The following is a 26,605-nucleotide window of genomic DNA, read 5'->3' on the forward strand; positions in this document are numbered from 1 at the left end:
AAATTCCTTTTTTTAAGTTAATTGAACAACTAAAGTACAAAGCCAAATTAGTAGGAATCAAAGTAATAATTAAATGAAATATAACATCAAAAGCTAGTTTTTTAGACTGGGACGACTTACCAGTTTATCAAAAAGGTGTCAAACACAGATTTAGTGGTAAGCGAGTGAAAAGAGGACTTTATCAAGCTTCAAATGGTGTCAAATACAATGCCGATGTCAATGGAAGTTTAAATATATTACGAAAAGTAGTCCCAAACGCTTTTAGCAATGGGATAGAGGGTGTTGTAGTTCACCCCGTTAAGGTAACACTTAATTAAAACTAAGTCAAGGAATATTTTTCTATAGATTTAGTAACTATCTGCTACAGTTAACTCCCTAAGCATAAATGCCTTTTGCTATATATTTTGGTTGGGCAGTCATTCCTTATAAAAGGATAGGGAATTCTGCCCAACATTCGGTTAAATATCTAGTTTAAACTGAGCCACTTTTGAGCATTCAAGCGTTGAACTACACCAGATACCAATAAGCTCAGAGTAATTTTACGTTCATCAATTAAAAAAGGTTCTAAAGTCGCAGGTTTAGCTCCATTATCAGCACAGGAGAACGCTCTAGGGCCTTTAATATCTATCTTAGGAAAATAGACATTAAACTGACGTTGGCCTTTTTTAAATTTACCAACTATTTGCCAGCATTCTTCAGATGAACCAAAGCCAGCCATAGGTAATTTTTGCTTGACTAGACTTAGATCGAGGTCCTCAATACCTTCTTTGGTAAGAGCTTCCTGTAAAGCTGGCAAATAATCTTGCTGTACAAAGTCAGCAAAAGGTTTATCTTCCACAGCAGGAGGCTTTTCTTTTTTGACCTTGCCTCCAGCAGGCTGAGTTTCAGTTTTTTTAGCTTCTTGTTCTTCTGCCATAAACGCTTCCTTGATTAAATTTCTGCATAAGCTCGTTCTATTAAACGACGAGCTAATGTTTGAACTCCTGTATGTTCATAATAATTGGTACTTACATCTAGGAATGCAGCCAAATAGTCCAATTTATCATCGCTAAATTCTACGAAACTTTGTAAGCTATTGGCCACATTTTCAGGTGTAATGCCTCGATCGCTGACAAAATCTCCCATCCAACCAGAAACAGAACCAAAAGCTTCCCCAATAAAGCCCAATTTACTATCTTTATCATCGCCAGGAATAGCATCTTCCATTTCTCGGAAACCTTGGTTTTCTTCTAAGTCTGAGGAGGAAAGCCCTCCAATCCAGTCAGAAGCTGCAGCTAGAAAGTCTGGCCCTAAAGGAATTAAACCATCAAAACAAACTAAGGCTGCTAACCGCATTAAAGATTCTCCGCTATAATCTCCGAGAGCGCCGACAAAATCTCCAATACTATCTCCTGGAATGCCATTGATGGAACAGAAACCTAATAATTCTGCAACTACTTTTAGAGATAGATCGATAGTTTGGGCTTTTCCTGGTTTAGGAGTGAGGCTAGTTAACAAACCTCCGACCAGAGGTATTTTATCTCCAACCATATTAGCTAGGGTTGCTGTTCCTAAAGCACGACCTGCTCCACTGACAGTTTGGTATAGCCACAAAGCACGTTGATATCCTTGAGCTTTGTCATTGAAGAGAATTACAGCTCGATCGCCTATTTGTTGGATTAGGTCTTCGTCGTCTTCCCCTGTTACAGTGCGGATGGTATTTTCAAATCCTACTAAGTTATCCCACTCTCCAGGAACAATAAAGTCTAGGGCGCGTAAAGCTTTAATTGTAATATTGTCAGCGGGCAGCTCATCTACTAATTCAAATATTGGTTTGCTCATTTGAGACTCCTTAATTTCTATTGTCAGTTATCATTGATCAGCACCTTTGGCTAAAGCCACAGGCCAGAAAATCTGAAATTTCCTTTTTTATCCCCTTGACTGAGGAAGCTATTGACCTAATTTATTAGTCAAAAGTTAAAAGTAAATAGAGGAAGAGGCTTTTTTAAGTATTGGGGCAAGATTTTTTTATTAGACATCTCCAACAATAAAAAATCAAATTAATTATCGTACAGAAATTATCAATTATTTTCCTCTATTTCCTATTTCTTATTCCCTCTTTTCTATTTGAAACTAGCTAAACCACTCAGATTAAATTTTTGTAGCCATGCTTCGCGATCGCTGGCTGTAAATGACGGGTCTTTTGATTGGGCTTTTACCTGAAAACGATTATCTACTAATACTGCAGTGGTTGTTTTACCTTGTTGAACTGCTGGATATCCTCCGATTTTTTTGCTGCTATTTTGGAATTTGTTGGCGGCAGTGGGGGAAGCAGAGATGTCGTTGATAGAGATGACTGCTACTTCTTTGCCATCTTTTTTAAGACTTGCTTGAGCGAAGCCTTTTTTCTCTTGAGCATAGTTGAGTTTATAGCCGCTACTTGATGATGGGAAGTATTTGTTTAGACTACCACCTGATACTTGTTTGGCTTGGGAGGGACGTTCTGTTTTGCTTTGTTGTTGGGCTTGGTCAAAACGACTGGGTTGTTTAGCTCCACCACAAGCAGATGTTAGTAGTAATAAGCAGATGAATATTGGGGCTATTATTTTGCCTAATCGACGACTGATTGTCATTTTTATCTCTCCTCATAAATTTGAGATTTCTCTTACAATTTTGCCTTAAAATTGTACGATTCGTGTTTACTTAATTTTTTCGGATGGCCTAGGGAACTATATTTATTGGGGGTAAACTCAATATAACTCTTGTTAGATAATAAAATCCTCATTCCTTAGTCTTAGTTTTATGGAGGAGCAGGATGTCATTTCAGTTATTAGCGCTCAGTACCTCCTGCAATAGGGAGGCGTGCGAAAATCCGAAATTTTCTTTCTCTTAGTCGATTGGATATGGCTAATTCAGCAATTAACAATTAACAATTAACAATTAATAATTACCTCTCCCTTTTAAGGAGAGGATTGAGCAATAAGGAAAAAACTCTTTTTAAGCCAATCCTTCTATTACAGAAGAGGTAATTAGGGCTTGCTGATTAATTATTAAAGTATTGATATCTAAAGACTTGAGCTTTTTTAGACTGAAAAAAAGTGCAAGCTTTTCGGTTGCTCAGAGCTATAAAAAGTTAGCATTTTGGGTAGAAAAGGGTTAAAAAATCACTCTGACAATTCTTCCTCCTTCCTGCTCTATAATTTCCATTTTTCCTAACTCCTAAATCCTAACTCCTGACTCCTATCCTTACCAAAATATTTTTTTCAGCACACCATCATTGTTAATTATTAATTCTTAAAATACTTCTTTTTCTATTTTCCCAAGTTGTTCGATAACTGTAGCAATATTGGATTAAATTTATCTTATTATGACTATATTAAAATTATGACTATATTGAAAAAAAAATTCACGCCTGTGTCTGAAAAGTATTTAGCAATTTAGATAAGTAGTCTATAATATAGCCTTCCTCAGGATAGTGAGATACAGTTGTTTTTTCTCTTTTTTCTTTACTTCTTTCTTTTTTCCTATTCTCTGTTTCCTAAAACAAACAAATTTTATACCTCACTCAGACCTGAGAATTGCTATAACCGAATTTTGGTATCAAAACTCAGTAATAGGTTAAATCAATAATTATGATCAATAAAATATCTCAAGCTGATAAAAGAAGAGAAGTTATTAAAACTCTAGAATCTGCTTATCCAATATCAACTCAAAAAGCAACTTTAGCAATTCTAGGTGCAGGTGCATGGGGTTCAGCTTTAGCAAAATTAGCAAGTCATAATCAACATGAAATATATTTGTGGTCTCGTCGCTTAAATATAGGTTTAGAACAGGTACTAAAGGATGTTGATATAATAGTTTCGGCAATTTCTATGAAAGGAATTAATGAAACTGCTGAGAAAATTCAAAAGATTGGTTTACCAAAAAAAGTAATTATTGTTACTGCTACAAAAGGATTAGATCCAGACACAACTCGTACTCCTTCTCAGATTTGGGAAGCTAATTTTCCTAATAATTATGTGGTAGTTTTATCTGGTCCTAATTTATCAAAAGAAATTAATGATCGATTACCTGGTGCAACGGTAGTTGCTAGTAAAAATAAGGCAGCAGCAACGACGGTACAAAATATTTTTGCTTCTGGTTTATTTCGAGTTTATAGTAGTTCTGATCCAATAGGTACCGAGTTAGGTGGAACTTTAAAAAATGTTATTGCTATTGCTAGTGGAGTTTGTGATGGTTTGGAACTTGGTACTAACGCTAAAGCAGCTTTATTAACTCGCGCTTTGACAGAAATTATTCGTATTGGTACTCATTTAGGAGGAAAAACTGAAACTTTTTTTGGGTTATCTGGTTTAGGAGATATGTTGGCAACTTGTAGTAGTTCTTTGAGTAGAAATTATCGGGTTGGTTATGGTTTGGCACAGGGAAAAAGTTTGGAGGAAATTTTAGAGGAATTACCTGGTACTGCTGAAGGTGTTAATACTACGAATGTTTTGATTGATATTGCTAATCGAGAGGAAATTTCTCTGCCTATTTCTAGTCAAGTTTTTTTATTATTGAATGGTAAGATTACTCCCGAAGAAGCTGTGGAAGCTTTAATGGGAAGAGATTTAAAAGCAGAGTTTTAATATCAAGGGTAATGAATATTTGCCACAAATATTTGAACTATTTTTAGCAGTAAATAGACATCTAAGGAATAGGGAAGGCGGGGGAGGTAATTGATAATTTAATTGACAATACTAGGGCTTGCTGATTAATTCTAAAAGGACTGACTGAAGTGCTTTCTGGAAGCCAAAAAAAGTGCAAATTTTTAAGCCTGAGTGACGAAAAAGTTAGGATGTTGGAGACAACTACAGAAAGAGTAAGAAACAATTACTCCTTTTAACTCCTTTGTAATTTTCTTTTCCTCTTGATTTCTGACTTTTTCATATAATTAGGGTTTGCTGATTAAAGATAAAAGCATTTACAGATAAAGGTTAAAGCCTTTTTGGGGTCGAACAAAGTACCCATTTTTGGTTCTCGTGAGGTGCAAAAACCGAGGATGGGTAGTAGACAACAGGAGAAAAATTGAGGGACAATTACTCTGACTACTGCCGTGTCAAGACTAAAATTGTGGGTTGTATATGACTGAAACTACTTTAGTTATCTTAATTATTTGTACCATTCTTTTTTAAAAATAGTATAACACTAAATCAGACTATGATGTGTATTTTGTTTTTATAATTTAGTCTTTTTTGAGTTAATGGCCTAAAGTATTGCAGATTAGTAATTAAATTAATTTTCTATTTTTAGATTCGATATATATTTGTGATATAAAAGAGGGAAAATTTCTGCAATTCCAGTTTTGTAGTTTCAAAAAAATAAGTTTTTATTCCTAATGCTCAAATTTTTTCAGGACTCATCTAAAGTACAGACATGATAATACTTCACTCTAACAATAAAGATCGCTAGAACGGTAGCAGTAAAACAAAAAAATTTAGGAAAGTTGAGGCTAGGCTACACCAATAGCTTTGAAGTTATGCTCGGTGGCGATGCAGCTACCGCTAGGTTCTGGCAAAGCTTCAACCGGTTCAGTAGGTGGTTCCGACGGTTCCCAATCTGGGAAGATTTTACGGATAATTTTAACGTGAGGTTCGACCTCAATCCAAAGCCTAGCTCCGCCAGCCTGACTACGATTTGGTTTATGAGGTCGGTAGACGATTTTGCAAGGGCCTACTATTTCAGCTTCGTGGCATCTATCATTACGATCGCCTTGCTTAACGGAAATAGCTGGGTCACTGGTACCGTCGTCTCGGTTAGCGTCAATTACCTTTCGTACAATATGAATAAAGGTATTGCCTGTACGCTGTCCTTTGTTCCAAGTACCTTGTGGACCTCTAAGACCAGGGGTGATTTCTGGCATTCCTCGACCATTGAGAGGAATTTTCCAAAATCTGCCTTGTTTTTCTGCTCCAAGAACTCTACCTTGTTTGAGAAGTAGTCTTAATCTTGCGGTAGAAATATTTAAAAGAAATGCTGCTTCTGTTGTTCCAATTGACATGGGCCTAAACTGTTAAGTTTTAGACGGCATTTTCCTCGACATTTATGGACAACTGTGGACCAAATGTATAGATATAACCGTCTTTTTTATGTACAACTTTTAATTTGCTTACATGAACACTTTTTGCTTTCTGTCCAGGGACTGTGAAATTAAAACTATTTGATTTTGAGCGAGGATTAACTCTACCTACAACTCCAGTTTCAATATTCAAGGCTAAGTCTCCACTATTCCAACCTTTTATCGGTTTTAGTGGGTTGTACCTGATGGGGTCGTAATTGGTGTTAGACATTGTGGTGTCTGGTCCTTTTCAGTAAAGTGTTCCTCGATCATGTTGGCCAGGCTTGTTGATGCTCTAAACACTATCGGTACAAAACCTACTTCCGATTGGCGCTATTAAACGCTGTCCTTAATTTAGAGCGACCAGCACATAAGCTGGAGTTCACTTATGATGGTCGTGACTTGCCAACGTAGTCAGTTAAGACTTAATCTGCAACCTTTGAGAGACAATTCCTAAAAATGTCTAGGATTGGCCAGGTTTTTCAAAGGTGCTTCGGAATGATTTTTGATTATAAGTGACTAAAAAATAATATTACACTATAGACCTACTAATAAGAGGGAGGCAAAAGTGGCCATAGGAGAAACTGATAATTAATTTTTAACTTATCTATTAGTTTAGTTCAAAAAAAGCTTATTTATTACAGCGCTTTTCAAATTGATGAACCACATCTTCACAAGCAAAACGTTTTAGGGACGTTCCATGGAACGTCCCTACTGTGGTCTACCATGCAGGAAAACTGCTGTAAAACAAAACCAACTAAAAAGTCGTCTGCTTATGGGCGAGGCTTGAGAAGCAATTTTCCGGTCATATCCTAAAATTGTCGAACGCTAAAAATTTAGATATTACCAAGCATTACCAATAATAGTAAAAGCTGCCCAATAATAGGGATAAGATAAATTTTTATCTGTATATTCTGCTAATTATTTTGGCAATTTTACTCGACTATTAGAACCATATAACTTGCCTTTTTTTTAACTTACTTTCCCTTTTAACATTGCTATTTGTGGTTCAGCTTTGAGTGGAATTTTTTGAAAATGTTGATAAAACTCATTCATTAAAGCTAAAGTTCCCACATCACTAACATACCAAAGACTTGGTAGAGCATATTTCACTCCAGCTTGCACGGCTAACCCGGCAAAACCTAATTCTGCTTGTTTATTTCCCACTGCAATTTTACAAGCACTTAAAACTAATAGTTCTACTTTTGGTTGATGCCATTTCAAATTTCTTATATCATCTAGTTCTAGTTTTTCTTTCTGCCAAAATTGAATATAAGAATTACTTGGTTTGCTTGACCTAAATTCAGCATGAGTAGCTAAATGAATAATTCCAAATTTCTGTTTTTGTCGTTGCTACTGTAAATTTTAAATTGTAAAATCCTGGTTAATAAATGACTTTCCTTGCCACGATTTTTGTGTGATTTGTTTTAATTCTGTTGGTACAGCAGGTAGAGATTGATGACCGATAAATTCTGACGCTCCCATTCCTAATACTTGCAGATTTTTTCTCTGATTATAGTCAGTTTTAATCATATTAAAAGCGGGAATCAGAGTAACACTATACTTTTCTATGAGAAATTTTTCTCCATCATGTAATGAGGATAATGGTAAACTGTGTAAACCAGGTCTTAAACAAAAAAGAATAGTATCTATTTTTTGCTTTTCCAATTCTGACTCAATAGGATAATATTTAAGGTAATGGTGCTTAAGCAGACTAATATAAATAGAAAGGATAAAATTATATTTTTCTTCCATCTATGATTAAACATAATTTAACTTCCTGTTTTTTTCTAACTTTATAAATTATGATTCAGTCTGAAATTTATGGATGGCTTCAATATAAAACTTATTTAGGGTCTATTTAAAAATAGAAGTGGATTTGGGGGATAGGGATATGGGGTGTATTGAAGTATTTTTTTATTATTACTTCAATCCACTCCAAACTTGGTGTGTCTCAAATTTTTACGCGGACAAATATACCAAAAAGAGAGTGAGAAGAGACTGATATTGATAATTATGAAGTATGGGAATATTTTTCCACCTTTTTCTCTGATTCCCTTTATGGAAATCCTGACAGAGTGCCTCAAAATTTTAATCAAGGTTAAAATACGCTTAGGAGTTCTATAGGAATTTTACTGTTTGCGTCAGAAGTGAGCTTTTGTGTTTTCCTGATCTTTAAAATTGAGGATTCAAAAAAATACATAAATTCAAAAGCAAAGCTTCAATAAGTTATAGCAACTACCACATCGGTAATGTAGAAAATTTGTTTTTTTTAGGAAGTAGGTAGTGTAATTTGGGAAATAGGGAATATAAAACAAGAAAAACAACTGCATTTCAGTAACTTGAGAAATGCTATAAAATTCAGTTTGTGTAAATTATGTAAGTAATAAAATTCTAATTCGGATAGCTTTCCTTATATAGCAATCAGGAATGATTGATGAGATGTTTTAACAACAATTAATAGCAATCAAAATCCTTTTATATTATGACTTATGACTCCTAATTACTACTAAAATATTACAACTGAAATATGATTGCTATAGTTGGATTGATTTACCTAATTTATAGAAAAAAAAAGTATAAGAAGGTTAATTTGCTGAATAATTTCTGTACAATGGTCTACATTATGGGAAATAAGAAATTTTATGTATGTATAATTAGTATAAAATATCAAATAAATATGACCAAAAAATTAGGTCTGAAGCGTTCCCTAAAAAGGGAATGAAAAAAATATTCGATTCAGTATTCCAAGGCACTTGTTTCAGCCAGAGGTACTGATAACTGATAACTGATAACTGATAACTGAAATGACACCTCCAGAAATTAATACTCCTCCAGAGGATTCAAATAACAATAATTTAACTCCTACAAGTTTAAAAGAGGCAGAAATTAAGTCTGATAATGATAGTAAAGTGGGCAATATTGCTTCTCCACCCTTAGACGATCGCCAAAATTTAGAAGAAAATGATTATCTTGATCAAGTTCCCGATGAAGTTGAGATGTCTATTTTTGACCATCTCGAAGAGTTACGGATGCGGATATTTTATTCTTTAATAGCAGTAGTAGTAGCTATTATTAGTTGCTTTGTTGTAGCTAAACCTATTGTCAAATTTCTAGAAATTCCGGCTCAAGGGGTGAAATTTTTACAACTCGCTCCAGGAGAATACTTTTTTGTGACTATTAAAGTAGCTGGGTATAGTGGTCTTCTCTTAGCAAGTCCGTTTATTCTTTATCAAATAGTTAAGTTTGTTCTACCTGGTTTAACTATTAGAGAAAGACGATTTCTCGGACCGATTTTCTTAGGTTCTACAGTCTTATTTGGATTGGGATTACTATTTGCTTATTTTGCAATTGTACCAGCAGCTTTGAAATTTTTTATTGGTTATGGTTCGGCAGTAGTAGAGCAAGCCTGGTCAATTGAAAAATACTTTGAATTTGTATTGTTATTAATGTTTAGTACGGCATTAGCATTTCAAGTTCCAATTCTACAGTTATTGTTAGGTATTGTGGGAATAGTCAGTTCTCAACAAATGTTCTCTGGTTGGCGATATGTATTGTTAGGCTCTGCAGTTTTAGGAGCTGTTTTAACTCCTTCAACTGACCCTTTGACTCAAAGTTTATTGGGTGGAGCGGTAGTTGCTCTTTATCTAGGAGGTAGTTTGATTGTTAGGTTGATTGGCAAATAAAAAATCCGGCTTTGAGTGAACTATTAGTAGTTATCGAACTGGCAGTAAAAGTTAATAATTTTTGCTGTGGAATTTGGCAAATGATTGTTAGGTATTGTGGGAATAGTCAGTTCTGAAAAAATCTTCTTTTTTGGGAAATATGTATTTTTAGGGTATGTAGTTTGAGGAGTTGTTTTAACTCCTGCAACTGACTCTTTGACTGAAAGTTTATTGGGTGGAGCGGTAGTTGCTCTTGATCTAGGAGGTAGTTTGATTGTTAAGTTGATTGGCAAATAAAAAATCCGGCTTTGAGTGAACTATTAGTAGTTATTGAACTGGCAGTAAAAGTTAATGATTTTTGCTGTGGAATTTGGCAAATGATTGTTAGGTATTGTGGGAATAGTCAGTTCTGAAAAAATCTTCTTTTTTGGGAAATATGTATTTTTAGGGTATGTAGTTTGAGGAGTTGTTTTAACTCCTGCAACTGACTCTTTGACTGAAAGTTTATTGGGTGGAGCGGTAGTTGCTCTTGATCTAGGAGGTAGTTTGATTGTTAGGTTGATTGGCAAATAAAAAATCCGGCTTTGAGTGAACTATTAGTAGTTATCGAACTGGCAGTAAAAGTTAATAATTTTTGCTGTGGAATTTGGCAAATGATTGTTAGGTATTGTGGGAATAGTCAGTTCTGAAAAAATCTTCTTTTTTGGGAAATATGTATTTTTAGGGTATGTAGTTTGAGGAGTTGTTTTAACTCCTGCAACTGACTCTTTGACTGAAAGTTTATTGGGTGGAGCGGTAGTTGCTCTTGATCTAGGAGGTAGTTTGATTGTTAGGTTGATTGGCAAATAAAAAATCCGGCTTTGAGTGAACTATTAGTAGTTATCGAACTGGCAGTAAAAGTTAATGATTTTTGCTGTGGAATTTGGCAAATGATTATTAGGTATTGTGGGAATATTCAGTTCTGAAAAAATCTTCTTTTTTGGGAAATATGTATTTTTAGGGTATGTAGTTTGAGGAGCTGTTTTAACTCCTTCAACTGACCCTTTGACTCAAAGTTTATTGGGTGGAGCGGTAGTTGCTCTTTATCTAGGAGGTAGTTTGATTGTTCGTGCAATAATCCGCATTTTTTCAAAGTCTCTAAACGTTGGGATCATACTTTTTTAGAAAACCCTACATAGGTATTTGTAGAATATTCTGACTGCTGAATTCTGTCTCCTGACTCCTTATTTAAGATGCCAAATAAAGTATAAATTCGGTTCCTTGCCCAAACCAAAGCTGTTTCTTGAGAGGTTGTTTGTTCGTGCAATAATCCGCATTTTTTCAAAGTCTCTAAACGTTTGGATCATACTTTTTGAGAAAACCATACATAGGTATTTGTAGAATATTCTGACTACTGAATTCTGTCTCCTGACTCCTTATTTCAGATGCCAAATAAAGTATAAATTCGGTTCCTTGCCCAAACCAAAGCTGTTTCTTGAGAGGTTGTTTGTTCGTGCAATAATCCGCATTTTTTCAAAGTCTCTAAACGTTTGGATCATACTTTTTGAGAAAACCCTACATAGGTATTTGTAGAATATTCTGACTACTGAATTCTGTCTCCTGACTCCTTATTTCAGATGCCAAATAAAGTATAAATTCGGTTCCTTACCCAAACCAAAGCTGTTTCTTGAGAGGTTGTTTCTTCATGCAATAGTCCTAAGTTTTTTAATGTCTCTAAACGTTGGGATAATTCTTCAGAAATTTTGTCTGCTAGTCTTTGATGTTTTGCCAAGAGATTTTGTAGGTTTTCTTGGTCTACTACAAATAAAATTGTATCTTCTATAGCACGAAGACTAGCTGTCCTAGTCACCCCTAATATTAGTGAAATTTCCCCAATAAATTCTCCCGGATATCTAGTCGTAATATACTTATCAGCTTTTTCTGAAAATACTTCCACTGATCCAGAAAGTATAATATAAAAGGAGTCTCCAGCTTCTCCCTCTCTACAGATTATTTCACTCCTAGGAATAATTTTTCTATATCCATTTTCAATCACATCTCGTAGTTCTATATGATTACAATTCCTGAAATAACTAATCTGTCGTAATAAATCTCGTAAATTCAATTCTGAACCTTTATATTTAGTCTTTGATTGATTTTTTACTAGAGAAATTGACTGGTTGATTTTATTTTCTTCAACGGTTGTTAACCTTGCTTTTTGATGCTTTGTAATTAAATCATTAATATTACGAATATGTAAATCTCTTTGAGGAAAAGGAATTTCAATATTCCGGGAACGTAATTCTGAGTCAATCAAAAAATTTAAAGAACTTTTGATGTTGTCTGTGAGAGCTGGATATTTAATCCAAACTAATAGTTCAAAATTTAAAGCACTATCTCCAAACCCTTGAAACCAAACTTTAGGTGAAGGATTTGATAAGACTTTTTTTTCCTTTCTAGCTGCATCTAAAAGTGCTTCTGTTACCAATATTGTATCGCTACCATAAGCAACTCCAATAGGAATATGTAGACGACATCTTGGGTCTTTATGACTCCAGTTAATAATATCTTTTTCTACCAGATAATTATTAGGAACAATGACAAAAATACTATCAATAGTACGGATTATAGTTGAACGGATAGAGATTTTTTCTACTATCCCTGATAAACCATCAACTTCGATAAAATCTGTTACTTTAATTGGTTGAGCAATCAGAATTGTTAAACCACTAATAAAGTTACTGATAATATTTTTAAGTCCGATACCTATACCAATACTTAAAGCACCAGCAATCACAGTAATTGAAGTTAGGTCAATACCTGTGTTATGTAAAACTATTAAAACTCCAACTATTGTAATTATATAATTAATAATAGTGGCGATCGCTTCTCTTGTACCTTTTTTGACTCCTAGACTAATTAATATCCATTCATTCATCCACTTTTTTATTGTACGGGAGAGGAATACTACTAAAATTATTGAGAAAATTATTTCAGTAATACTGTTAATGGAGAATGATTGATTCCCTAATTCAAATATCTCTGTTTGAAATATTTTCACTAAGAAATTCCATATATTTGTTATTTCTATAAATATCCATCTCATAGTTTTCACATAATTTTTTTTATAGGTCAGATAAAATAGCCTTTGCTGTTGATTTTTTTTTCCTAAAGGTATTTTATAAACATCACATAATCTTAAAATTGCTTCTATATTTAGTTATTTTACTGCTAATATTGGTTCTCTTAAATAGATAACTTTAGATATAAATAAATGATCGAATAAGGGCTAATTGTGAAACAATTTTGCTAACTATAGCAAGATTATTTAAGTTGCAAGATATTGAAGACTTCGAGAAAACACTTAACTATAGCAATCAGGAATGATTTTGATAGAATTTAAGCACAACTAAAATAAATCAAAATTATTTTAGATTCTGAGTGTAGGTCGCTAATCCGATGACTCCCCTACCTAACTCCTAATTACCACTAAAATCTTACAACTGAAATATGATTGCTATAGAAACAAGGAACAGAGAAGAAGAAAAAAATGTATCTTATAAATAAGATAACTACTATAGGAATCCTCAGTTGCTTGTGGCAACATTCCATACTTAAAAAGTTTAGGAAAGTCGAATATTTTACCAGAGCGCAAAAAACTTAAATAGCCATTTAACTATTTTAAAATAACTGCAAATACAATCAAATTGTCTGATAAAATTTTTGGATTTTCACCAAATATATTCAACGTTTTTTTTGACCGGGGTGTTCGGATAAAATTTTATACAATTTATCAACCATTCCTCTTCTGGTAAATCTTGATTAATTGCAATTAAATATTATCGAAATTTTTGATAATTAAGCAGGAGTTTATCCATCCAAAAATATTACTAATCTTTTTCTCGGTCTTTGCTGCTCCAAATATTTAATAAATTTAATGGTATTTTCAGTATTGCCACTTGAATATTCTTGAACAATAAATTCCTTTGTTTGATAATAATCAGCTCCATAATAAGTCTGTCTTTCCTTTTCAGTTTTAATCGGTCTTTCTGTTCTTTGAGTTGTTTATACACAACCATAACCTAAGAGATTGCCCCATAGCAAATGACATTAATCAATCATAAAAAATGCGAGGTTTCCAGATTCTATTTCCGGTTGCAACTTTACCGAATAATTAATAATTAAATAATTAAATAATTCAGCTTTGTTAGGCTCCCCAATAAAGGGAAAAAAATAATTTTTTTCCTTAAGCGTCAATCCTCTCCCTAAAAGGGAGAGTTCAATAATTAATAATTAACAATTAATAATTACCTCTTCTTAAAAACGGATAGGATTGGTTAAAAGGAATTTTTTTTCTTCTCTTGGTCGATTGGATATGGCGCCGGTAACCCATCCATCCCACCCTACGGGAAGCTCCGCTTTTCATGTCGGCTCTTAGTCGAAACGACCGCTTTTTTCTCCACGGCGAGTGAGAGGCTTTAAACCTGATTTTTTCGGTAATTATCCATTATCCATTATCCATTATCCATTATCTATTAATGAACAATTTATCCTCTATTTCTTTTTTTTAGCTTTCACTAATTCATCATTTTTAGCGGGATTCTTTTTTTGAGTTTTTTTCAACTTATTTCCGCTGCTTTCAGTAAGCTATAATAATTCTGGTTAGACTAAAAAACTACATCACATTGCTTTTGTAAATAGTTGTGCAAGTCTGACAATCTTAAATCATCTTGTGCCCTATAACTACTCAATTATTTTCTCTTTTTCTAAGGAATCTAAGTAACTTTTTCTTCTTTGATATTGAAGTCTTAAACTTTCTACGCCATGAAACAGTGCTTGATTTTTCCATTGACTAATAAAACTGCGAGAAACATGCTTTTGAAGGGATAAAAAAGCGGTCGAGGGATGGCGAGAACTAGACCTATAGAAAATCAAATGCAGTATTTTCCTAGCCTCCCTATTCCAGGAGATACTGATAACTGATAACTGATAACTGATAACTGAAATGACCCTCTGGAATATTTTATGAAATTAGTATTAAATACTGAAAATACTATAGCAGGGAATAGGAAACACTTAACTAGGAACAGTCAGAAAAACATTTCCTAGTCTTAGATTTATTATCAGTAATTGCCAAGAGTCAATTCTTTCTTAGCTATAAACTAATTAATACTATTCAATATGACTGAGGGAAGATGAAAAAATGAGTCAAATTACTTATAATAATTTTCAGGATATAGAAATAAGGGTAGGAAAAATTATCACTGTAGAAGAATTTCCTCAAGCCAAAAAACCAGCTTATAAACTTTGGATAGATTTTGGTGAATTGGGGATGAAAAAATCTAGTGCTGGATTAACAAAACTCTATAGAACCCAAGATTTAGTGGGCAAAATAATTTTAGCAGTCACAAATCTGCCTCCACGTCAAGTAGCTAATTTTATGTCCGAAGTTTTGGTTCTAGGAGTAGTGATGGAAGATGGAGAAGTTGCCCTAGTACAACCAGATCGAGATGTTCCCATAGGTTTAAGAATTTTGTAGGGTTTTGATTTTCTGGTTACATCAAAATTCTTCTACCATCCATTCTGAAGCTCTCTCACCTAAATCCAAAGGGATACTAACTGCCTTGCCTAACCGTGGTCTTTCCTTTGTATTCTCAATATAATTTTTAACAGTTTCTACACCACCAAAACCATTTATATAGGTAGCTATGGCTTCTAGGTGAGCCAAATATTCTGCTTGTGTCATGGGAAAGGATACTTGTTCCAAATACTTCCACATCACCTGCACAAATATTTTGCCCTTCGTCCGTCGTAGTTGAATATCATAAGACTTACCCCACTTTGCCAATAATAATTGGTGTAATTCTTCACCTGTCATATCCACACCTAAAATTTTCTATTGAATTTAGTTTATCTCACAATAAAACTATGATATGATTTTATACCTTTTCTCTAGTAAGTAAATAATCCAAAACCCCTGGCAAATATTTACATTTCTTAATAATAAGAGTAAATGTTAAAACAATGTAATAATTATGAAACGGCCTTAAGGCAGAATTGTTCTATCTATCTAATAGAAGATGGTCAAGTTGTCCGTAGTCGCAGGCTAACAGCAATCATATTTTTGTCTGCAATTCACAAATAGAAACCTAAATTCACAAAAAACACCTAACATATTCATGGCTCAAGCACAAGGAACACCAGATGTACCCGATATGGGGCGTCGCCAATTTATGAATCTTCTCACTTTTGGGACTGTAACAGGGGTAGCCCTCGGAGCCCTATATCCAGTCGTTAACTACTTTATTCCTCCATCTAGTGGTGGAGCTGGTGGTGGAGTAACAGCTAAAGATGCCCTTGGTAACGATATTATAGTCAGTGAGTTTTTAGCCACTCACAACCCTGGAGAACGAACTTTAGCCCAAGGACTGAAAGGAGACCCTACTTATGTAGTGATCGAAGGAGACCAAACCTTAGCTGAGTATGGGTTAAATGCAGTTTGTACTCATCTAGGGTGTGTTGTACCTTGGAATGGTAGTGAGAATAAATTTATTTGTCCCTGTCATGGCTCTCAGTACGACAACACAGGAAAAGTAGTCAGGGGGCCAGCACCTCTATCTCTAGCATTAGTTCATGCGAATGTTAGTAATGATAAACTGGTCTTTACTCAATGGGAAGAAACAGATTTCCGCACTGGGGAAGATCCTTGGTGGGTTTAATTAAGAAATTTTTGATTGCTCAGCAACCATACCATGAAAGTAAAAAGCTCTTTAGTGATGTTGAGAGAGCTACCGTTATACTCTTTGCGGTTAACGGTGAAATAACGTCATATTTGTAGAAGTTTTTGAGAGAAGACATAAAATAAGTAATGTCAAAAATAAATTTATCAGCTATGTGGGGAAGTTTTTTTAAGCAGATCGCCAAGACAATGTTAGTAGCGATCGCCTCCATATCACTATTTATCACAAGTTCTCCGGCAGCAAATGCCTATCCATTCTGGGCACAAGAAACTGCTCCTGCAACTCCTAGAGAAGCTACAGGTAGAATTGTCTGTGCTAACTGTCACCTTGGTGCTAAACCTACGGAAGTAGAAGTACCCCAGTCTGTATTACCAGATACAGTATTTAAAGCCATTGTTAAAATTCCTTATGACACGAGTGTGGAACAAGTATTGGGAGATGGTAGTAAAGGTGGTTTAAATGTAGGTGCTGTATTGATGTTGCCTGAAGGCTTCAAAATTGCACCAGAAGATAGAATACCTGAAGAGTGGCGAGAAGAGGTTGCGGATCTTTACTTCATGCCTTATTCTGAAGAGCAAGAAAATGTTCTTTTATTTGGACCAATGCCAGGGGATGAATACCAAGAGGTTGTATTCCCTATTTTGTCTCCAGATCCAGCAACAGATGAATCTATCCACTTTGGTAAATATGCCATTCACGCTGGAGGTAACCGAGGTCGCGGTCAGGTTTATCCTGCTGGTAATAAGAGCAATAACGCTATTTATAATGCGGCTGCTAGTGGTACAATTACTGATATTAGTTTTGAGGAATATGTGGGTAATGCCATCACTATTGAAACTGCTGATGGTGAGACTGTTGTGGATATAGTGCCTCCTGGTCCTGAACTGTTGGTTGCTGTAGGAGATAGTGTTGAAGCAGGTCAGGTTATTACGAATAATCCGAATGTTGGTGGTTTTGGTCAAACAGATGCTGAAATTGTACTCCAAGATGCGAGTCGGGTTAAATGGTTGATGGCATTCTTTGCATTGGTTATGCTGGCTCAAATTATGTTGGTTTTGAAGAAGAAACAAGTGGAGAAAGTTCAAGCTGCCGAAATGAATTTCTAGGTTATCTGAGTTTTTCCCTTCAAAATTGATTGATGGGGAGCAAAGCATTAGGAGTGGAGGTGCAACTTTATTTCTGAAGCTTTGCTCCTGTTGATATTTATATAAAAGAGGGAACAGGGAATGGGGAATAGGGAACAGGAGGGAACAGGAGGGAACAGGGGGGTCTTAATTGATAATTTATTGATAAGAATTGATTTTATTTTTAATTTTTGGAGAATCTATTGTTATCTTTACCTGCCTCAAAATTTTTGAGTTACGAGTTGGGAGTGGAGTAGAGGCAATACATTGAAAAGATTGAAAAATTTCTCCTACTTTCTTATTGATATCTATAAGAAACCATTTAGAATCTCTAGAAAAGAGGAAGTAGGGAGTAGCTCCTAGGGAGTAGGGGGAAATAATTGATTTGATTTTTGAAGAGTGGAATCTTATGTGGAATCAGGGCAATACGAGAAAGAAAAATACTCCCATATTATCCAATACCTCATCTCCCTCACTCCCCCACTCCCCTACTCCCCTACTCACGATCTTACTAGATACGCTTAGGGTTTCTATAGAAGCTTTTTGCATTCTGGGAAGCTCCTAAAAATAATTCTAAAGGTTTTGCTATTGCATTTCCCAAAAAATGATGATACTATCTAACTATAAGGGTTCGTTCGGCTATGTGCATGATTTTTTATTCAACTAAAAATGGTGAAGTAATACTAGAGAATTTCAGAATTCATTAGGTTAGGTTGAGGAAAGAAACCTAAGACATTAGGTACATTAATCAAAATTAACTTTGTCATACAAATCGGATAAATTAATCTCAAAATCAATAAATTTTAGAGATAATTTACTATCTTCTCCTCGATGTTCAGATCATAACCATTGCCCGGATTCTGTTTGAGTAAATTGTTCAACTTGCATCGTATATTGCTCAATTAAAATATATTCTTTAAAAGTGGGAATTGTGGGATAGGAAGCAAATTTTTTACCTCGCTCAAAACCCTCAGTTGATGTTGATAAAACTTCAGCAATAATTACAGGGTTAGTGAGAGTATCTCGCCTTCCTTCCTGAAATTGTAATTCACCTTCAATTACCATTAAATCAGGATAGGTGTAGATTTTTTCCATAGGAATCCAAAGTCGTTAATTTGTGATCAAAATTTGGTATGGTTGACCTTTTAACGCCAAGTTTAACTCTGCATATAAATTCCCTGCTATTTTGTTATGATTAGGAGTACCACCTGTCATAGAAATAATTGCACCATTAATATATTCATGTTTTTCTTCTGAGTCAATCTCTAAAGAAAGATATTCTTCTGGAGAATAGAATTTTTCAGTTTTGATTTGTGTCACCATTAGATATTATTTCCTCAGATTTTTTTTGTTTATTTTACTGCTAATTTTCCTTACCTTTTACTTCCAATGATAAATATACACTTAATTTTATGTAAAGACTTCATATATAGCTAATGTAATCTTAGTCAGCTAAACTACTAGCGGGGAAGATACCCACACTGGAGAGATTTGAACGTTAATATCTTTACATTACATACTTGGAATTTCCTGTAATTATTAACTTTCATTTATCCGTAAACAAGTAGGGATTCAAAAATGGTTAATTGCTAAAATTGCGGATTTTCTACAAAATTTAAGATTCCAGCAAAGTCTCAAAAAAGCAGAAGAAAAATTATTGGATTAATCAAAATTTGACAGATCAAAAAACAGCAAATATTTTTATATAGGATAAGAAAAATGACTCTACATGAACTTAATAATATTATTGCTCAACGATATCGAATTGTTACTGCTTTGGGAAAAGGTGGAATGGGAATTACTTATGAGGCAGAAGACCTCACAAATTATCAGCGAGTAGCAGTTAAAGCTGTTTCTTTACGACAAGCAAAAGACTGGAAAATATTAGAACTTTTTGAGAGGGAAGTTAAAGTTATTGCTAATTTGAATTATCCTCAAATTCCCAAATATTTGAATTATTTTTATATTGATACAAAGTCGGATAGATGGTTTTATTTAATTCGTGAATTAGTGTCGGTAAATTCCTTAGCAACTTGGGTGGAAAAAGGTTGGCATGCGACAGAAACCCAAGTTAAACAAGTAGCAATTCAAATCTTAGAGATTCTGAGTTATTTACATCAATTAAATCCACCAATCATCCACCGAGATATTAAACCGGAAAATATTATTTTACGACCTGATGGAAAAATATTTTTAGTGGATTTTGGAGCAGTTCAAGATATTTATCGTCAGACAATATCTTTCAGTAGAACCTTTGTAGGAACTATTGGATATATGCCTCCCGAACAGTTAAGAGGAAAATCTTATTGTGCTTCAGATTTATATAGTTTAGGTGGAACTTTATTGTATTTATTAACCCATCGTTTCGCAGATGAACTACCTCAAAAAAGAATGAAAATAGATTTTCGTTCTTGTGTAGAAATTTCACCAGAATTTGCAGATTGGTTAGAAGTAATATTATAACCAAAGAATGGTTAGTTGCTGAAATGAGGAATTTCCTGAAACATTTATAAGATTTCAGGAAAGTCTTGAAGAACAAAAAAAATTATTGTATCAACTAAAATAGTTTTGAATTGAGCTGATATATGATAGCTTAAAGCTATATCATTCCAAATCCTGAGTTGCCAAATTTTAAGTGGTATTTCAAGAAAGGATTTAATATCTTAATCCCTGAATAACTAATATGAAATACGTTAGTGTTTGCTACTAAAGATTGATAGAGAGATAACGGATAGTAAGATTTTTAAATAGCACAATTTTTTGTATTTCATATAACTATAGCAACATGAAATGATTCGTAAAAACAACTATCTTTTCATCCCATTTGAGTTGGAGTTTGGAGACCAAACCCCTAGGATAAAATGTTACAACCTATCCGCAGATTACTAGATTTTATAAGTACTGATTTTTCCGAAAAAAAATTAGTTTAATCCCATTCGTAAAAACAACTATCTTTTCATCCCATTTGAGTTGGAGTTTGGAGACCAAACCCCTAGGATAAAATGTTACAACCTATCCGCAGATTACTAGATTTTATAAGTAGTGATTTTTCCGACAAAAAATTAGTTTAATCCCATTCGTAAAAACAACTATCTTTTCATCCCATTTGAGTCGGAGTTTGGAGACCAAACCCCTAGGATAAAATGTTACAACCTATCCGCAGATTACCATATTTTATAAGTAGTGATTTTTCCGACAAAAAATTAGTTTAATCCCATTCATAAAAACAACTATCTTTTCATCCCATTTGAGTCGGAGTTTGGAGACCAAACCCCTAGGATAAAATATTAAAACCTATCCGCAGATTACTAGATTTTATAAGTAGTGATTTTTCCGACAAAAAATTAGTTTAATCCCATTCATAAAAACAACTATCTTTTCATCCCGTTTTGGTTTGGGTTTGGAGACCAAACCCCTAGGATAAAATATTAAAACCTATCCGCAGATTACTAGATTTTATAAGTAGTGATTTTTCCGAAAAAAAATTAGTTTAATCCCATTCGTAAAAACAACTATCTTTTCATCCCGTTTTGGTTTGGGTTTGGAGACCAAACCCCTAGGATAAAATGTTACAACCTATCCGCAGATTACTAGATTTTATAAGTAGTGATTTTTCCGAAAAAAAATTAGTTTAATCCCATTCGTAAAAACAACTATCTTTTCATCCCGTTTTGGTTTGGGTTTGGAGACCAAACCCCTAGGATAAAATGTTACAACCTATCCGCAGATTACTAGATTTTATAAGTAGTGATTTTTCCGACCAAAAAATTAGTTTAATCCCATTCGTAAAAACAACTATCTTTTCATCCCGTTTTGGTTTGGGTTTGGAGACCAAACCCCTAGGATAAAATGTTACAACCTATCCGCAGATTACTATATTTTATAAGTAGTGATTTTTCCGACCAAAAAATTAGTTTAATCCCATTCATAAAAACAACTATCTTTTCATCCCATTTGAGTTGGAGTTTGGAGACCAAACCCCTAGGATAAAATATTAAAACCTATCCGCAGATTACTATGTTTGATAAGTAGTGATTTTTCCGACCAAAAAATTAGTTTAATCCCATTCATAAAAACAACTATCTTTTCATCCCATTTGAGTCGGAGTTTGGAGACCAAACCCCTAGGATAAAATGTTACAACCTATCCGCAGATTACTATGTTTGATAAGTAGTTATTTTTCCGACCAAAAAATTAGTTTAATCCTATCCACATCAATTATTCCAATAAAATGATATAATCGTCAAACTAATCTAGCCAACAAATTAATAAAATAAATGTCATTTTAGAAAAAAATATAACAGTAAAAAAACTATCTTTTTATCCCATTTTTGTTTGGGTTTAGTCTCCAAACCCCTAGGATAAAATGTTAAAACCTATCCGCAGATTACTATGTTTTCTAAGTAGTTATTTTTCCGACAAAAAAAGTAGTTTAATCCCATCCACATTAATTCTCCCTATAATAATGATATAATCCTCAAGTTAATCTAGTGAAAAAATTAATAACATAAATGTCAATTGAGAAAAAAAATATAACAGTCGGTTCCCTAGAATGGTTTTATAGAGAAGCTAAACCAGATAAGGAAACAGATAAATTGCCAATTTTACTGTTACATGGATTGCCTTCTCAAAGCCATAGTTGGACTGTAATTATGCCTGAATTAGCTCAAGCAGGTTATCGGGCGATCGCTCCCGACTGGATAGGTTGTGGTTTGTCTCCTAAACTAGATAAAAGAGATTTTCCTTACACACCAGAAGCTTTTATTAAGGCTTTAGGAGAATTAATTAATAGTTTAGAAATTGAGCGTTTTTATCTAGTTGTGCAAGGATTTTTAGGTTCAGTTGGTTTACAATATGCCTTACGAAATCCAGAAAAAATTGAACGTTTAACTATTTTAAATACTCCTCTTTCTACTGCGGCAAAATTACCTTGGCAAATGCAACAATTAGGAATACCTTTTGTTGGTGATATGCTGACTCAAGACCCTCTATTTGTGGATAGAACTTTAGAAAAAGGAAGTCGTTTAATAGTTGCTGATGAAGATTTAGAAATTTATCGTAGTCCTTATCTAAAAAGTTCTGCTGCTGGTAGAGCAATATTAGCAATTGTGCAAAAATTAGACTTAAAAAAATCAATGACAGAAATTGAATCTGGCTTTAAAGAATGGCAGCAACCAACATTAATTATTTGGGGAATAAAAGACCCTTGGTTGGATGTTAGTCAAGCAGAAAATTTAGCTAATATTTGTGAGAATGGAAAGTTAGTTAAATTGCCAGAAGCAGCGCATTATCCCCAAGAACATTGGTCAGGAAATATTATAGATGAACTTCTATTATTTTTGAGGCAAAAAGAAATTTAGAAAGAATTTATTTTAATTCTTATAACCTCTAGAATTATTAATACCCTAAAGGCGGGTTTTAAACATAAAATTATTCCCGTCTAACTTGTACTAATTCACTTAAATAATGTCAAATATAGCAATTCCCAAAAAGCGTGAGGTAGAAAATTATAGGTTTTAGGGAATAGGTTTTAGGGAATAGGTTTTAGGGAATAGAATAGAAATAAAGATAGGTGTACCTCATTAGTCTGAGAAACGCTATATTAATCTCTACTTCCTAAATTCGTAAAAATTTGTACCTCATAAACTCCAAAACTGCTGTAATATCAAGCCACAAATTTAACTTTTAACTTAAGCTATAAAAAGGGTGCATCTCAACTTTGAAGAAAGCCAAAAAATTATCGCTTTTAGGGAAAACTTAACTGGGAATAGGGAATAGAAAAAAAGTATTTTTGCATATATTGAAATGCACCATTTAACGAATTCAGAAGTCAGTAGGGGCGAATGGCCATTCGCCCCTAGAGAAGTTGTTTTTGTAACGGGGATGCGTGAGCAACCCTCCAAAAAGATTTAGCCTTAAAAAGCGGGGTTTTAGACCCAATTTTTTTGATAAAAACTGGCGTTGGTAATTGCTAAGATGATTTTCTACTAGGGGTCAGACCTATCACTTACTTTGGTCAGATATTTAGAGGTATCACAAACAGATTATTCTTAAAGTTTCATCTCTTGATTTACCAACGCCCAAATTTCCCATAATGGAACTTTAGCATACCAGCGATCGTGATACCAGTTCTTAAATATCATAGGATTACTGGAAATAATATCGTAGCTAGGAACAAGAATTTTGAAGTATAATAAATTGACAAAAATATAGAAATTACATCTGATTTTAAGCCAAATGAAAACTGCATTAATTACAGGTGCTTCTTCTGGAATTGGTGAAACTTTTGCTCAAGAATTAGCAGTGAGAAAAACCAATCTAGTATTAGTTGCTAGTTCGGAAGATAAACTACAAAAATTAGCAAATAATTTGCAGAATAAATATCAAATTCAAACCGATGTAATAGTTCAAGATTTAACAGCACCAGCAGCAACAAAATCTGTATTTGAAATAGTTTTACAAAAAGGATTAACCATAGATTTATTAGTTAATAATGCTGGTTTTGGTGACTATGGAAATTTCGCCGAAAGACCTCTAGAAAAGCAAGTAAATATGATTCAATTAAACATTACTGCTTTAGTAGAATTAACACATTTATTTTTACCAGGAATGCAGCAACGCAAGTCCGGTGGAATTATTAATGTTGCTTCAATTGGTGGATTTCAACCTCTGCCTTATATGTCTGTTTATGGTGCAACTAAGGCATTTGTTTTGAGTTTTAGTGAGGCTTTGTGGGCAGAAAATCAAGATTCAGGAGTAAAGATATTAGCTCTTTGTCCTGGACCTACAGAATCAGATTTTTTCCAGAAAGCAGAATTTCCAGAGTCTGCTGGAGAAACTTCAAAGCCAAAATTGACCTCTGCAGAAGAAGTAGTACAAGATGCTCTTCAAGCATTAGAAAAAAATCAATCTAATGTTGTTACAGGAGGATTTTTCAATCAAGTAATTGTTAATACTTCTCGTTTCCTACCACGAGAAACTTTAGCTAATCTAGTAGAAAAACAGTTTAAAAGTTTTCAGCAAAATAAGTAATTCATTAATGGATAATGGATAATGAATAATGAAAAGTATCTCTAATTATCAATTGGTAAATTATCAAACAGGATTGGGTCTAAAACCTTGCCTTTTAAGGCGAAATATTTTTGGAGCGCGGCTCAAATCCCCTACTTCCCCTCCTGGGAGGGGTTAGGGGTAGGTTTACTTCTGTAGGGGCGCCCTTGCGAAGTCCATGCCGTAAAGCTATACGGCCGTTCGCCCCTACTGACTTCGTTAATGCCTATTGCCAAAATGGTCATTTCCATCTTAAATCTAAGAATAGAATACTAAAATTAGCTTTGGCAAATAAAAGGGGATTATGTTAAACAAACGGTCGATAGTAGCATGGGTAATGGCACTATTAGTGACATTTTTGGCAAGTTGTGCTTCTCCCACACCACCGCCAACCTACTCAGATGCTCAATTACAGAAAATAGAACTGTCTGCTGCTGGAATACAAGGTTTGCGCGATCGCATGGGTGAACTAAAAAGCCTAATTAAAAAGGAAGATTGGGTAAACGTGCGTACATTTATCCACGGGCCTTTAGGAGATTTACGGAGTAAGACTACTTATCTGACCCAAAGTCTATTATTACCAAAAGACAAAACACCTGTGCTGGATGCAGCAAAACAAGTATTTGGGGACTTGCAGGATATTGATGTAGCAGCAGCAGAAGGGAATAAAAAGCAAGCTATCAGTGAGTACAAAGAAGCAGTAGCTGATTTTGACACTTTCTTAGGTTTAGTGCCAAAAATTAAATAGCTATCAGCTATCAGCTATCAGCTTTCAGCTAAAGTCAAAACTATAGCAATGCTAAATTAGGTTGTAAAATTTTCTAGTAGGGGTTTGGTCTCCAAACCCAAGCAAAAATGGGATTTGGAAACCAAACCCCTACAGTTTTTTCAGAAATTTTTATCGAAAAATTAACGTATAAAGCCTTCTATTTCAAGAAAAAAAATCCTTTTAGTCAATCCTATCCGTTATAAGAAGAGGTAATTATTAATTATTAATTATTGGCGTTGCTGATGCGTGGGTATGATTTGTATTGTTTGGTAATTGCTAAACTATTGAATAACAAATATTTGAGATTGTTCAACTTTTATTTTCATACCTTGATTCAGCAACGCCTAATTAGGGTTTGCTGAAAAAGTATTGTAGTAAGGGTAGGAGACTCGATACTGGAGACTCGATACTGGAGAAATGGGGATGAGCGAGGAGGTAGGAGTAAGAATTGTTCGTCAATTTTTCTGTCTTGATCTGCCCAAAATATGCTCATTTTTGAACCGAAAAGACCTAAAAGCTTGAATTTTTTTCAAGACCTAAAAAGCCTGAAACTTTTACCTGAAAAGGACTTAATATTTCATCAGCAAACCCTAATTATTAATTATTAATTATTAATTATTGAATCCCTACTTCCTAAAAAAAATGAGTCATATAGTAATTATTGGATGTGGAATAGTTGGAGCGGCGATCGCTTATCAACTCAGCAAAATAGAAGGTTTAAAAATTACAGTTTTAGATAAACAAATGCCTGCTCTTGCATCTACGGGTGCTGCTTTGGGTGTTTTGATGGGAGTCATTAGTCAAAAAGCTAAAGGCAGACCTTGGAAAATGAGGCGAATGAGCGTGGAAACTTATCACAGTCTAATTCCTGAGTTAGAGGCAAAAATAAATCGCCCTATTCCCCATAACCGCCAAGGTATTTTACAGTTGTGTTTGCCTGGGGACGATCTGGATAAATGGCAAAGATTAATAGATATTCGGGAAGCAGACGGTTTGCCATTAGAAATGTGGGATGTGGAACGACTGAGCGATCGCTGCCCCCAGATCGAAACATCCGAAGTAACAGCAGCTATTTATTCTCCCCAAGATTTACAAGTTAACCCTGTTGAGTTAACTTTAGCTTTAGTCGAAGCTGCTGAAAAAAATGGTGTCAAGTTTCATTTTGGAGTCACAGTTGCCGAATATAAAACTATTTCTCAACA

General features: G+C 34.3%; 18 protein-coding genes and 4 pseudogenes. 10 read left to right on the plus strand and 12 right to left on the minus strand.

Translation table 11 applies throughout. The features are described 5' to 3' along the window. Positions 1–466: 466 nt before the first annotated feature. The 3 genes from F6K40_RS23995 to F6K40_RS24005 form a co-directional block, all read right to left on the minus strand. A complete protein-coding gene (locus tag F6K40_RS23995; protein ID WP_293139615.1) occupies positions 467–916 on the minus strand; it encodes a DUF2996 domain-containing protein in 450 nt (149 codons plus the stop codon). Between the two features lie 14 nt (positions 917–930). Then, on the minus strand, positions 931–1,821 hold the full coding sequence (locus F6K40_RS24000; RefSeq protein WP_293139616.1) for a hypothetical protein: 891 nt from the start codon (positions 1,819–1,821) through the stop codon (positions 931–933). 281 nt (positions 1,822–2,102) lie between these two features. Next, positions 2,103–2,612: a hypothetical protein gene (locus tag F6K40_RS24005; protein ID WP_293139617.1), complete on the minus strand. Its 510-nt coding sequence runs from the start codon at positions 2,610–2,612 to the stop codon at positions 2,103–2,105. 999 nt (positions 2,613–3,611) lie between these two features. On the opposite strand from F6K40_RS24005, the gene F6K40_RS24010 reads away from it, so the two are divergent. Next, complete coding sequence (locus F6K40_RS24010; RefSeq protein WP_293139618.1) at positions 3,612–4,607, plus strand: NAD(P)H-dependent glycerol-3-phosphate dehydrogenase; 996 nt, start codon at positions 3,612–3,614, stop codon at positions 4,605–4,607. Between the two features lie 863 nt (positions 4,608–5,470). Here the strand turns inward: F6K40_RS24010 and F6K40_RS24015 are convergent. From F6K40_RS24015 to F6K40_RS24025, 3 genes and pseudogenes are all read right to left on the minus strand, one after another. Continuing rightward, on the minus strand, positions 5,471–6,019 hold the full coding sequence (locus F6K40_RS24015) for a DNA-binding protein (RefSeq protein WP_293139619.1): 549 nt from the start codon (positions 6,017–6,019) through the stop codon (positions 5,471–5,473). 19 nt (positions 6,020–6,038) lie between these two features. Then, the gene (locus F6K40_RS24020) at positions 6,039–6,308 is read right to left on the minus strand and encodes a hypothetical protein (RefSeq protein ID WP_293139620.1); all 270 of its coding nucleotides are present in this window, start codon (positions 6,306–6,308) and stop codon (positions 6,039–6,041) included. Positions 6,309–7,048: 740 nt separating this feature from the next. Next, positions 7,049–7,831: pseudogene (locus tag F6K40_RS24025) on the minus strand (CHAT domain-containing protein). Between the two features lie 1,052 nt (positions 7,832–8,883). Between F6K40_RS24025 and tatC the strand changes: the two are divergent. Beyond that, on the plus strand, positions 8,884–9,762 hold the full coding sequence (tatC, locus tag F6K40_RS24030) for a twin-arginine translocase subunit TatC (protein ID WP_293139621.1): 879 nt from the start codon (positions 8,884–8,886) through the stop codon (positions 9,760–9,762). Between the two features lie 1,129 nt (positions 9,763–10,891). Here the strand turns inward: tatC and F6K40_RS24035 are convergent. The 4 genes and pseudogenes from F6K40_RS24035 to F6K40_RS24050 all read right to left on the minus strand — a co-directional run. Next, positions 10,892–11,065: a hypothetical protein gene (locus tag F6K40_RS24035; RefSeq protein WP_293139622.1), complete on the minus strand. Its 174-nt coding sequence runs from the start codon at positions 11,063–11,065 to the stop codon at positions 10,892–10,894. Between the two features lie 288 nt (positions 11,066–11,353). Next, positions 11,354–12,826, minus strand: a complete 1,473-nt coding sequence (locus F6K40_RS24040; RefSeq protein WP_293139623.1) for a mechanosensitive ion channel domain-containing protein — start codon at positions 12,824–12,826, stop codon at positions 11,354–11,356. Between the two features lie 483 nt (positions 12,827–13,309). Further along, positions 13,310–13,902 (minus strand): annotated as a pseudogene (locus F6K40_RS24045) (transposase); the annotation flags it as partial. A gap of 375 nt (positions 13,903–14,277) precedes the next feature. Beyond that, positions 14,278–14,592 (minus strand): annotated as a pseudogene (locus tag F6K40_RS24050) (winged helix-turn-helix domain-containing protein); the annotation flags it as partial. Positions 14,593–14,923: 331 nt separating this feature from the next. On the opposite strand from F6K40_RS24050, the gene F6K40_RS24055 reads away from it, so the two are divergent. Then, positions 14,924–15,259 (plus strand): tRNA-binding protein, encoded by a 336-nt coding sequence (locus F6K40_RS24055; protein WP_293139624.1) that lies wholly within the window; start codon positions 14,924–14,926, stop codon positions 15,257–15,259. 21 nt (positions 15,260–15,280) lie between these two features. Here F6K40_RS24055 and F6K40_RS24060 read toward each other — a convergent pair whose 3' ends face one another. Then, positions 15,281–15,598, minus strand: a complete 318-nt coding sequence (locus F6K40_RS24060; RefSeq protein WP_293139625.1) for a DUF3067 family protein — start codon at positions 15,596–15,598, stop codon at positions 15,281–15,283. Between the two features lie 301 nt (positions 15,599–15,899). Between F6K40_RS24060 and petC the strand changes: the two genes are divergently transcribed. Continuing rightward, positions 15,900–16,439, plus strand: a complete 540-nt coding sequence (gene petC / locus F6K40_RS24065) for a cytochrome b6-f complex iron-sulfur subunit (RefSeq protein WP_293139626.1) — start codon at positions 15,900–15,902, stop codon at positions 16,437–16,439. Positions 16,440–16,588: 149 nt separating this feature from the next. Further along, complete coding sequence (gene petA / locus F6K40_RS24070) at positions 16,589–17,566, plus strand: cytochrome f (protein ID WP_293139627.1); 978 nt, start codon at positions 16,589–16,591, stop codon at positions 17,564–17,566. Positions 17,567–18,424: 858 nt separating this feature from the next. Here the strand turns inward: petA and F6K40_RS24075 are convergent. Then, a pseudogene (locus tag F6K40_RS24075) lies at positions 18,425–18,907 on the minus strand (Uma2 family endonuclease). A 396-nt stretch (positions 18,908–19,303) separates the two neighbouring features. Between F6K40_RS24075 and F6K40_RS24080 the strand changes: the two are divergent. The 5 genes from F6K40_RS24080 to F6K40_RS24100 form a co-directional block, all read left to right on the plus strand. Continuing rightward, positions 19,304–20,047: a serine/threonine protein kinase gene (locus F6K40_RS24080; RefSeq protein ID WP_293139628.1), complete on the plus strand. Its 744-nt coding sequence runs from the start codon at positions 19,304–19,306 to the stop codon at positions 20,045–20,047. Between the two features lie 2,048 nt (positions 20,048–22,095). Next, positions 22,096–22,944: an alpha/beta fold hydrolase gene (locus F6K40_RS24085; protein ID WP_293139629.1), complete on the plus strand. Its 849-nt coding sequence runs from the start codon at positions 22,096–22,098 to the stop codon at positions 22,942–22,944. Positions 22,945–23,821: 877 nt separating this feature from the next. Then, positions 23,822–24,616, plus strand: a complete 795-nt coding sequence (locus F6K40_RS24090; RefSeq protein WP_293139630.1) for an SDR family NAD(P)-dependent oxidoreductase — start codon at positions 23,822–23,824, stop codon at positions 24,614–24,616. 322 nt (positions 24,617–24,938) lie between these two features. Next, positions 24,939–25,382, plus strand: coding sequence for a photosystem II protein PsbQ (psbQ, locus tag F6K40_RS24095; protein ID WP_293139631.1), 444 nt, complete (start codon positions 24,939–24,941; stop codon positions 25,380–25,382). Between the two features lie 663 nt (positions 25,383–26,045). After that, a partial coding sequence (locus F6K40_RS24100; protein WP_293139632.1) for an NAD(P)/FAD-dependent oxidoreductase occupies positions 26,046–26,605 on the plus strand: 560 nt, incomplete at its 3' end.

The sequence above is a fragment of the Okeania sp. SIO3I5 genome (assembly GCF_010672085.1).
GTDB lineage: Bacteria > Cyanobacteriota > Cyanobacteriia > Cyanobacteriales > Microcoleaceae > Trichodesmium.

Excerpts from the sequence above, each read along its gene's own strand:
- F6K40_RS23995 (WP_293139615.1), bottom strand. The coding sequence starts at position 916 with ATGGCAGAAGAACAAGAAGCTAAAAAAACTGAAACTCAGCCTGCTGGA.
- F6K40_RS24000 (WP_293139616.1), bottom strand. The coding sequence starts at position 1,821 with ATGAGCAAACCAATATTTGAATTAGTAGATGAGCTGCCCGCTGACAAT.
- F6K40_RS24005 (WP_293139617.1), bottom strand. The coding sequence starts at position 2,612 with ATGACAATCAGTCGTCGATTAGGCAAAATAATAGCCCCAATATTCATC.
- F6K40_RS24010 (WP_293139618.1), top strand. The coding sequence starts at position 3,612 with ATGATCAATAAAATATCTCAAGCTGATAAAAGAAGAGAAGTTATTAAA.
- F6K40_RS24015 (WP_293139619.1), bottom strand. The coding sequence starts at position 6,019 with ATGTCAATTGGAACAACAGAAGCAGCATTTCTTTTAAATATTTCTACC.
- F6K40_RS24020 (WP_293139620.1), bottom strand. The coding sequence starts at position 6,308 with ATGTCTAACACCAATTACGACCCCATCAGGTACAACCCACTAAAACCG.
- tatC (WP_293139621.1), top strand. The coding sequence starts at position 8,884 with ATGACACCTCCAGAAATTAATACTCCTCCAGAGGATTCAAATAACAAT.
- F6K40_RS24040 (WP_293139623.1), bottom strand. The coding sequence starts at position 12,826 with ATGAGATGGATATTTATAGAAATAACAAATATATGGAATTTCTTAGTG.
- F6K40_RS24055 (WP_293139624.1), top strand. The coding sequence starts at position 14,924 with ATGAGTCAAATTACTTATAATAATTTTCAGGATATAGAAATAAGGGTA.
- F6K40_RS24060 (WP_293139625.1), bottom strand. The coding sequence starts at position 15,598 with ATGACAGGTGAAGAATTACACCAATTATTATTGGCAAAGTGGGGTAAG.
- petC (WP_293139626.1), top strand. The coding sequence starts at position 15,900 with ATGGCTCAAGCACAAGGAACACCAGATGTACCCGATATGGGGCGTCGC.
- petA (WP_293139627.1), top strand. The coding sequence starts at position 16,589 with ATGTCAAAAATAAATTTATCAGCTATGTGGGGAAGTTTTTTTAAGCAG.
- F6K40_RS24080 (WP_293139628.1), top strand. The coding sequence starts at position 19,304 with ATGACTCTACATGAACTTAATAATATTATTGCTCAACGATATCGAATT.
- F6K40_RS24085 (WP_293139629.1), top strand. The coding sequence starts at position 22,096 with ATGTCAATTGAGAAAAAAAATATAACAGTCGGTTCCCTAGAATGGTTT.
- F6K40_RS24090 (WP_293139630.1), top strand. The coding sequence starts at position 23,822 with ATGAAAACTGCATTAATTACAGGTGCTTCTTCTGGAATTGGTGAAACT.
- psbQ (WP_293139631.1), top strand. The coding sequence starts at position 24,939 with ATGTTAAACAAACGGTCGATAGTAGCATGGGTAATGGCACTATTAGTG.